The following is an 8,129-nucleotide window of genomic DNA, read 5'->3' as shown; positions in this document are numbered from 1 at the left end:
CCCGTGGCGTGTTCACGTCTTTGCCTGATCTGAAGCGAAAACTCATGCGCTACATCCGCCAGTACAACGAACAGCCAAAGCCAGTGAAGTGGAAGTACTGTGATCTTTCACGACGCATCACTCCCGATTCAATCGTTACAGTCCACTAGCGCGACACGGGAGGCAGCATGCCGGTCGCCAGACCGAGCGACAGCGCCTCGGGCGCGCCCAGCGTCTCGTGACTGCGGCAGGTGGCCTGGCGGATCTTCTCGTACAGCGAGGTCGCCGTTGGCAATGGCAGCATGGCGCGCAGGTAGCGCAGCAGCGTGAGCTGCTGGCCGAGGCTGAGTTCGGTCGCACAGGTTGCCTGACCGAAATCCAGGTCCGGACGGACCTGCGACAGCAGCAGGCGGGCCGGCGGGATGCTTTCGGGCAGCAGGCGCTGGCGGCCTGCGGCAAGTATCAGCACGCAGGGGGTGTGGCAGTAGCTGCCGGGAAGCAGTTCGGTGTTGAATTGGCGGTTCTTCAGCATGGAACCGAGCGTGATGGCGGGGCCGATGTCACCGCCTTGCAGGTCCAGGGCCATGATCTTTTGCTGGCAGCGATGGTGCTCCATCTCGTACAGGGCCTGGTTCATGAGCGCCACGGCGTCGGGAGGGAACTCGCCGCGCCACTGCAGCTTGCAGGTTTGGCTCTGTACCTGCAATTCAAGTCGGCTGTTGCCAATGCGCAGCAAAAGCGGTGTCTGGCTGTCGCCGGTCGGGGCCTGCGCCTGCGCGCCACGCCCTGCGGGTGGCAGTGGGGAAGCACAGCCGGCGAGGACCAACAAGCCCAACATGGCCAGCCAGCGGGTCAACTTCAACAGGATGGCAGGCATGCCCGGGGCTCTGAACTCAGAAGAAGGAGTGTTAGGGGGCGTGACAGGGGAAAACATGGAAGCTCCCTTTCTCGACGGACAACGGTTTCACGGGCGCTTCGTTTGCTTCGCGGGCGGGCACGCCGAAAGAGACCTTGAATTCGTCGATGTGTTTATATAGCCTGGCGTAAAAGCGATGGGCCCTGGACGTTGCGATGCGGAACTGCTCGCCAGGACCACGGCCTGTTCGCGCTATTTTGCACCAGGCTTTCGGCTGGAACCCTCGCGCGCCGGGCCTGGCCAATAAGCCGAGAATACGGCGCATGACAGACATCAAGACCTACGGCATGTCCGAGCGCGCGGACCACCTCGACTTTGACATCCGGTCGCAGCTGGTGCGGCCGCCGCTGGTGCGCCCGCATCGGCACGAATACTTCCAGATCCAGATCAGCCTGCAGGGCGATACCGAGCAGAATGTGGCCGGTACCGTGCGGCCCTTCCGGCGTGGGTACCTCAGCTTCATCCTGCCCTACCGCGTGCATGTGATTCCGCACCCCGAGGGGTCGCGCTACGTCATCATCAACATGGCGCAGCAGTTCCTGCGGCCGGGGCTGGATGTGGATCCGCTGGATCTGGAAGACGTGCCGCTGACCAGGGCACCCGAGCTGGCGCCGTTTCTCTTTCAGGAATACACCGACTTTTATTTTTCGGAGGACGAGTTTGCGGACATTGAAGCCCTGCTGGACAAGCTGGCGCATGAAAACGCCAACCGCCGCTTCGGCTCGGTAGAAATCATCCGCGGCCTGATGCTGCAACTGCTGGGGCTGACCTGCCGCAAGTTTGAAGCCGACCTGCTGCGCTTTTCGGCCAGCCAGGCGCAGCAGGGCAGCCGGCGCGCCGGCCTGCAACGGGCGGTTCGCTACATCCGCGAGCATCTGGCCGGCGAGATCACGCTGGCCGATGCCGCGGCAGCGGCCTTTCTGTCCCCCAATTACCTCGCGCATCTGCTGAAAAAAGAAACCGGCAAGACCTTCACCGATTTGGTGACGGAGCGACGCCTGGAGTTTGCGCAGGAGTTGCTGGCGCACAGCAGCCAGCGCATCGCGAGCATCGCCCATGCCTCGGGCTTTGCCGACGAGGCCTATTTCGCGCGGCGCTTTCGCCAGCGCTTCGGCCAGACGCCCCGGGCCTTCCGCGACAGCGTGCGCGCCAGGATTTCCGGCGCAGCCTGAGAACCTCTAAGCCCTGCTGCAGCGCAACACCGCTGCATTGAATCGTCCGGTAAATGCGTAATTGCGTCTGCCTGTGCGCGGCGCGCCCGTCCTAAGCTCAGTGGTTGGAGAAAAAAAACACGCTGACAACAAGCTCCAGCTTTCATCAATCCCAGGAGACATACATGACAAAACCAGACATGAGCAAACGAGGAATTCTGCAAACAGGCGCCCTGATGGCGACAGGCGCCGTCGTCGGCTGCGCCACGCCCGGCACGGCGGCCAATGCGCCGGCCACGCCTTTCACGGTGGCCGACACCTATGTCCCCATCGCGGGCAGCACCGAGATGTTTCCGGTGCGCCGCATTTACTGCATTGGCCGCAACTACGCGGCCCACGCGATCGAAATGGGCTCCGACCCCACCCGCGAGCCGCCTTTCTTTTTCCAGAAACCGACGGACGCCATCCAGGTGGTGCCGCCGGGCCAGGTGGCCGACCATGCCTACCCCACGCTCACGAAGAACTACCACTACGAAGTCGAACTCGTGGCGGCCCTGTCCAAAGGCGGACGAAACATTCCCATGAACAAGGCGCTGGACCATGTCTATGGCTACGCGCTGGGGCTGGACATGACACGCCGCGACCTGCAGCGCGGCATGGGCGACCAGAAAAAGCCCTGGGAAATCGGCAAGAGCTTTGACCGCTCGGCACCCATAGGCCCCATCCACAAAGTCGCGCAGACCGGCCACTACACCAAGGGTGCGATCTGGCTCAAGGTCAACGGCCAGGTCAAGCAGCAGGCCACGCTGAACCACATGATCTGGTCGGTAGCCGAGCAGATCTCCAGGCTGTCCGAAGCGTTTGAGCTGTTTCCCGGCGACATCATTTATTCGGGCACGCCGGAAAACGTCGGGCCTGTTGTCAAGGGCGACGTGATTGAATGCCACGTGGATGGCCTGCCGGAGTTGAGCGTCAAGATCGTCTGAGCCGGCGTCTTCTGCGGTTGGGTCTGCTCCGGCAGGAACTTCCGCAGCCGCGCGAACTCCGACTGCGTGCTTCAAACCACTCCTTCTACGGAAATCACCATGCTGAACAACGACCAGAAAAACGACTTCGATGCCTTGCTGCCGGGACAGACCAGCGAAGCCGGCGCCAGCCGCCGCACCGCGCTGAAAGCCGCCCTGGGTGCGGGTTATGCCGCTGCCACCCTGCCCATCATGGCGCAGACGGCCATCAAAACCTCGTCAGAAGGGCTCAAAACCGGCGAAACCACCTATGAGGTCAACGGCTTCAAGGTGCCGGCCTTTTTTGCCGCCCCGGCTGGCAAGACCAACCTGCCCGTGGTGCTGGTGGTTCAGGAAGTTTTCGGCGTGCACGAATACATTGCCGACACCGCCCGCCGCTTTGCCTGGGCCGGCTACCTGGCCATCGCGCCCGAGTTGTACGCGCGCCAGGGCGACCCCAGCACCTACAACGAGATCGGCAAGCTGATAGCCGAAGTCGTCAACAAGGTGCCCGACGAACAGGTCATGGCCGACCTGGACGGCGCCGTCAAGTGGGCCGGCGCCAACGGCGGCAATACCGGGAAGGTGGGCATCACCGGCTTTTGCTGGGGTGGCCGCATCACCTGGCTGTATGCCGAGCGGAGCAAAAACGTCAAGGCAGCCGTCGTCTGGTATGGCCGCCTGGTCGGTACTCCGTCAGCGCTCACGCCCAAGCATCCGCTAGACCTGGCGGCCAGCCTGAAGGCGCCGGTGCTGGGACTCTATGGCGGACAGGACGGCGGCATTCCGCTGACCACCGTGAACCAGATGAAAGACGCACTGGCCGAGGCAGCAGCCAAGGGCAACACCGTCGCCAAAGCCAGCGAGTTTGTGGTGTATCCGCAGGCGCCCCATGCTTTCCATGCCGACTACCGCCCCAGCTATCGCAAGGACGCGGCTGACGACGGCTTCAAGCGTGCGCTGGAGTGGTTCAAGATGCAAGGCGTCGCCTGAGCGCATGAGCTGACGCCAGGGGGCCTGGGCGCGTGCGCCCCGGCGCTGACCGAGCCGCCGCCTCATGGGTCGGCGGCTTTTTCACGCGCCCCTCTTGACACGCTTGATAAGATAAAGATCAACCCCGGACGGCGGCAGCAACGCCGCATCCGGGGTTTTGCCATCTGTGGTGTAACCTTCGGGGTTGCCTCTACAGGTATCAGGTAATCAATCAGGGCTGCGGCCCAATAAAAACGGGCGTGAGTAGCTATGACTTTGGTAGCAATTTTGGTGGGAACGCTGGCCGCGGGCATTGGCAGCGTGTGGCTGGCGGCGTTGCTCAGCTTTGGCATGCTGGCCCGTTACACCCAGCACATGCTCAGTCTGGCCGCAGGCGCGCTGCTGGCCACCGCCTTCATGCACCTGTTGCCCGAAGCGTTTGAGAGCCAGGCCGGCGCCAAGGAGCTGTTTGCCACCTTGCTGGTCGGGCTGGTGTTCTTCTTCCTGCTCGACAAGGCCGAACTGTGGCACCACGGCCATGAACACCATGACGGCGAACACCACGAGCCCCCCCAGCCCCTCCAACCTGCCCGACCTGTTCACGGTGCACACGCGCACCACCCTCATCGTCATGATCATCATCACCACGATCAGTCTTCACACGCCGGCGGCAAGAAGTCCGGCGGCTGGGCCGTGCTGGCGGGCGACAGCGTGCACGCCTTCGGTGACGGCATCCTGATTGCGTCGGCCTTCATGGCCGACCTGCGCCTGGGCGCCGTTGCCGCGCTGGCGGTGCTGGTCCATGAAGTGCCCCACCATATGGGCGACCTGGTGGTGCTGCGCCAAAGCTCCAACAACAACCGCCGCGCGGCTGTGGTCAAGGTTTCACTGGCCGGTGCGGTGACGGCTTTGGGCGGCATGATTGGCTATGCGCTGGTCGACAAGCTGTACGACTACCTGCCTTTCTTCCTGATCGCCGCCTCCAGCAGTTTTATCTACGTCGCGCTGGCCGACCTGATTCCCCAGCTGCAAAAGCGCGTGACGGCGAAAGAAACCGCCGCGCAAATTGCCTGGCTGGTCATTGGCATCGGCATGGTGACGCTGATCAGCGGGCTTGCGCACGGGCATTGACGTAGAGGCGTGATTGATTCCTGAGAGATTTGCTGCCCACGGTACACGGTGTGTTGATCAACTCCGCGATGATCTCCGCCGTATCCTGTGAACCTGGGGGGGCGATTGAAAATGAGCACTCCACTCAGTCCAAAAAACTGCGGAAGACTGCGCATGACTGCGAAAAACTGCGCATAAGGCCATTGACGTCGGCACACAGAAAAGATGAGCTTATGAATGAAGAATTGCAAGCATTAATCAACTCCCTGCGGGAGTTCGCCAAGGAGCGCGACTGGGATCAATTCCATTCGCCAAAAAATCTTGCGTCTGCATTAACGGTGGAGTCGGCTGAGCTTTTAGAGCACTTTCAATGGCTAACAGAAGTTCAGAGCAGTGAGCTCTCAACCGAAAAGCGGGCCGCGGTGGGAGAAGAAATGGCAGATGTATTTCTGTATCTATTGCGCTTGTCTGACCAACTGAATATTGACCTGATCGAGGCGGCCAAACTTAAGCTGAAATTAAACGCCACCAAGTACCCGGTAGACAAGTCGCGTGGAAGCAGCAAAAAATATACTGAACTCTAGAACGAATAAGAAATGGCTGCCCCGCATCAATGGGTAGCAACTACGAAAGCAAGAAGTGATTGTTTATCAGGCAACCAAATCACGTTTTCTCGAGGACGCCCAAGTCAGAGACATTGAAGAAATTGTCGGTGATGTTTTCATGGAGAAGGTTGGCCGGAGGGTGGGTCAGTCCGAAGTGCGCTCGTGGCGCGAGTCGCTTGCTTGCATGGCAAAAGTGCTTCGTGATGAAGGAATTGCTATGTTTATTGCACTGACAGCGAAACCGCAGATTATTTCCGAGCACACCTGGCAGTGAATATCCAGCAGGAGGTTGTACCGACGCCGGCTCGCGTTGCGATCGGCAGTTCAGAATCTGCCGGCGCGAATGTTTTACCTTTCCGATGTTTGCCAAAAAAGCAGGTACGCCCTTACATCAATTCAGTTCCTGTTGTCGATTTGAAGTTCGCGGCTGGTTCATTCAGTGATCCACAAACATTTGATCCCGGGGATGCCGAGTGGGTCGAGTTGCCCGGTCATTTTCGGCCTCAGGCCGGCTTGTTTGTGGCTCAGGTCATTGGCGAGTCAATGAATCGCCGAATTCCAAATGGCTCCTGGTGTTTGTTTCGAGCTAATCCCGCAGGAACACGTACGGGGAAAGTTGTTGTTGCTCAGCACCGCAGTATTAACGATGCTGACTTGGGTGGTTCATACACGGTGAAGGTGTACACCAGCGGAAAAGAAGCCAGTGATGACGGGGCTTGGCAGCACAGTTATATCCACCTAAAACCCGACAGTGATGATGCAGAGTATGCGCCTCTCATTTTCGAAAGAAATGCTGCTGAGGATGTTTGCATAGTGGCTGAATTGGTTGCCATCCTATAAAAGTTGATGCTTTCGGGCGGTTTTCACCCGTTGAATAAGGGGCCGATTCAGCTAAGAAGCTGCGGCCTCAAACACCGCCGCAGGCCGCTCCCCCGCCAGGGCCTGCAACAGGTTGCTCGTTGCCAGCACCGCCATCGCATGCCGCGTCTCGAATGTGGCGGAGCCGATGTGGGGCAGGGCTGTCACCCTGGGGTGCGTGCGCAGCGGTGAATCCATGGGCAGCGGTTCGGTGGCGAACACGTCCAGCCCGGCGGCGCGCAGTGTGCCGTGGTCCAGGGCGTTGAGCAGGGCCTCTTCCTGCACGATGGCGCCGCGGGCGCCGTTGATGAAGATGGCGCCTGGCTTCATCAGGCCAAACTCCCGCGCGCCCATCAGGCCGCGGGTTTGCGTCGACAGCGGCAGCACGGCGGCGACGATGTCGGCGCGCCGCAGCAAGTCATCAAGCGGGGTGTGCGTGGCCTTGCCGGCGAGTTCAGGCAGCTCATGGGCTACGTCCACCGGCCGGCGGCTGTGGTACAGCACGGGCATGTTGAATCCCAGCGCGGCACGCCGTGCCACGGCCTGGCCGATGCGGCCGAATCCTAGGATGCCCAGCGTTTTGCCGTGCACGTCCCAGCCAAACAGGTCTTCGCCGATGTTGCGCGTCCAGCGGCCCTCGCGTACATGGCTGGCCAGTTCCACCAGACGGCGGCTGGAGGCCATGATCAGCGAGAAGATCGTGTCAGCCGTGGTTTCGGTCAGCACGCCGGGCGTGTGGCACAGCATGATGCCGCGCGCAGCCAGGGCGGGCAGGTCGTAGTTGTCAACGCCGACGGAGACGCTGGAAATCACCTTGAGTTGCGGCGCGCTCGCCAGCAGCGAGGCAGTGATGGCGTAGCTGGAGCCGATCATGCCTTCCGCGCTGGCCAGGGCGGTGTGGAATGCGGCCAACTGCCCGGGCAGGCGCGGGTTGGCCACCGTGACCTCGTGCATTGTCTGCAGGCGCGCCAGTTGGTCGGGCGGCAACTCGCGGAAGACCAGAACCTTTTTGCGAAGGGGTGGCGAAGCTGGCGCGCCCATGATTTAAAGCTTTGCGGCGTTGAGTTCGGCGCGCGTTGGCAGGCCTTCGCTGTCGCCCAGCACCTGCACCGCGCGTGCGCCAATCCAGGCGCCGCGCTTGACGGCCTCGGGCACGTCCAGGCCGTCGAGCAGCGCGCTGATCACGCCCACCGCAAAGCCGTCACCGGCGCCCACGGTGTCCACCACTTCGGCCACCGGAAAACCCGCCACACGGCCGCTGCCGGCTTCGCCGTCAAAGTAAGCCCCTTCTGCACCGAGCTTGACCACGACCAGCTTCGCACCGAGCCGGCGGTAAAAGCGGGCGACGCCTTCGGGCGTGGTTTCGCCGGTCAGGAAGCGGCCTTCTTCCATGCCGGGCAGCACCCAGTCGGCGCGCGTGGCCAGGTCGTTGATGGCGTCGCGCATCAACTCGGGCGTGGCCCACAGCGTGGGGCGCAGGTTGGGGTCGAACGACACGCTGCGGCCGGCGGCGCGCATCAGGTCCATGGTCTCT

Annotated in this window: 10 protein-coding genes and 1 pseudogene; 8 read left to right on the top strand and 3 right to left on the bottom strand. The window is 61.7% G+C overall.

Annotated elements, in window-relative coordinates:
• Positions 1-149: pseudogene (locus tag AC1DUB_RS27875) on the top strand (IS630 family transposase); the annotation flags it as partial.
• Here the strand turns inward: AC1DUB_RS27875 and AC1DUB_RS27870 are convergent.
• Positions 146-856: a hypothetical protein gene (locus AC1DUB_RS27870; protein ID WP_477732321.1), complete on the bottom strand. Its 711-nt coding sequence runs from the start codon at positions 854-856 to the stop codon at positions 146-148. The pseudogene AC1DUB_RS27875 and the gene AC1DUB_RS27870 sit on opposite strands and share 4 nt — an antisense overlap.
• Positions 857-1,158: 302 nt before the next feature.
• On the opposite strand from AC1DUB_RS27870, the gene AC1DUB_RS27865 reads away from it, so the two are divergent.
• From AC1DUB_RS27865 to AC1DUB_RS27835, 7 genes are all read left to right on the top strand, one after another.
• Positions 1,159-2,067: a helix-turn-helix transcriptional regulator gene (locus AC1DUB_RS27865; protein ID WP_477732320.1), complete on the top strand. Its 909-nt coding sequence runs from the start codon at positions 1,159-1,161 to the stop codon at positions 2,065-2,067.
• A 164-nt stretch (positions 2,068-2,231) separates the two neighbouring features.
• On the top strand, positions 2,232-3,032 hold the full coding sequence (locus tag AC1DUB_RS27860; protein ID WP_477732319.1) for a fumarylacetoacetate hydrolase family protein: 801 nt from the start codon (positions 2,232-2,234) through the stop codon (positions 3,030-3,032).
• A 99-nt stretch (positions 3,033-3,131) separates the two neighbouring features.
• A complete protein-coding gene (locus AC1DUB_RS27855; protein ID WP_477732318.1) occupies positions 3,132-4,043 on the top strand; it encodes a dienelactone hydrolase family protein in 912 nt (303 codons plus the stop codon).
• A 249-nt stretch (positions 4,044-4,292) separates the two neighbouring features.
• Positions 4,293-5,153 (top strand): ZIP family metal transporter, encoded by an 861-nt coding sequence (locus AC1DUB_RS27850; protein WP_477732317.1) that lies wholly within the window; start codon positions 4,293-4,295, stop codon positions 5,151-5,153.
• A 212-nt stretch (positions 5,154-5,365) separates the two neighbouring features.
• Complete coding sequence (locus AC1DUB_RS27845; RefSeq protein WP_477732316.1) at positions 5,366-5,716, top strand: nucleotide pyrophosphohydrolase; 351 nt, start codon at positions 5,366-5,368, stop codon at positions 5,714-5,716.
• A 55-nt stretch (positions 5,717-5,771) separates the two neighbouring features.
• Positions 5,772-6,011, top strand: coding sequence for a hypothetical protein (locus tag AC1DUB_RS27840; protein ID WP_477732315.1), 240 nt, complete (start codon positions 5,772-5,774; stop codon positions 6,009-6,011).
• Positions 6,008-6,577 (top strand): S24 family peptidase, encoded by a 570-nt coding sequence (locus tag AC1DUB_RS27835; protein ID WP_477732314.1) that lies wholly within the window; start codon positions 6,008-6,010, stop codon positions 6,575-6,577. Before AC1DUB_RS27840 ends, AC1DUB_RS27835 begins: the two co-directional genes overlap by 4 nt.
• Before the next feature lie 51 nt (positions 6,578-6,628).
• Here AC1DUB_RS27835 and AC1DUB_RS27830 read toward each other — a convergent pair whose 3' ends face one another.
• Positions 6,629-7,636, bottom strand: a complete 1,008-nt coding sequence (locus AC1DUB_RS27830; RefSeq protein WP_477732313.1) for a 2-hydroxyacid dehydrogenase — start codon at positions 7,634-7,636, stop codon at positions 6,629-6,631.
• A 3-nt stretch (positions 7,637-7,639) separates the two neighbouring features.
• Positions 7,640-8,129: carbohydrate kinase family protein (locus tag AC1DUB_RS27825; protein WP_477732312.1), on the bottom strand; the 490-nt coding region annotated here is incomplete at its 5' end.

The sequence above is a fragment of the Polaromonas sp. P4_F9 genome, from assembly GCF_056401235.1.
The sequence above is the reverse complement of the archived record's forward strand: the minus strand, read 5'-3'. Positions and strand labels throughout refer to the sequence as shown.

Excerpts from the sequence above, each read along its gene's own strand:
- AC1DUB_RS27830 (WP_477732313.1), bottom strand. The coding sequence starts at position 7,636 with ATGGGCGCGCCAGCTTCGCCACCCCTTCGCAAAAAGGTTCTGGTCTTC.
- AC1DUB_RS27870 (WP_477732321.1), bottom strand. The coding sequence starts at position 856 with ATGCCTGCCATCCTGTTGAAGTTGACCCGCTGGCTGGCCATGTTGGGC.
- AC1DUB_RS27865 (WP_477732320.1), top strand. The coding sequence starts at position 1,159 with ATGACAGACATCAAGACCTACGGCATGTCCGAGCGCGCGGACCACCTC.
- AC1DUB_RS27860 (WP_477732319.1), top strand. The coding sequence starts at position 2,232 with ATGACAAAACCAGACATGAGCAAACGAGGAATTCTGCAAACAGGCGCC.
- AC1DUB_RS27850 (WP_477732317.1), top strand. The coding sequence starts at position 4,293 with ATGACTTTGGTAGCAATTTTGGTGGGAACGCTGGCCGCGGGCATTGGC.
- AC1DUB_RS27845 (WP_477732316.1), top strand. The coding sequence starts at position 5,366 with ATGAATGAAGAATTGCAAGCATTAATCAACTCCCTGCGGGAGTTCGCC.
- AC1DUB_RS27855 (WP_477732318.1), top strand. The coding sequence starts at position 3,132 with ATGCTGAACAACGACCAGAAAAACGACTTCGATGCCTTGCTGCCGGGA.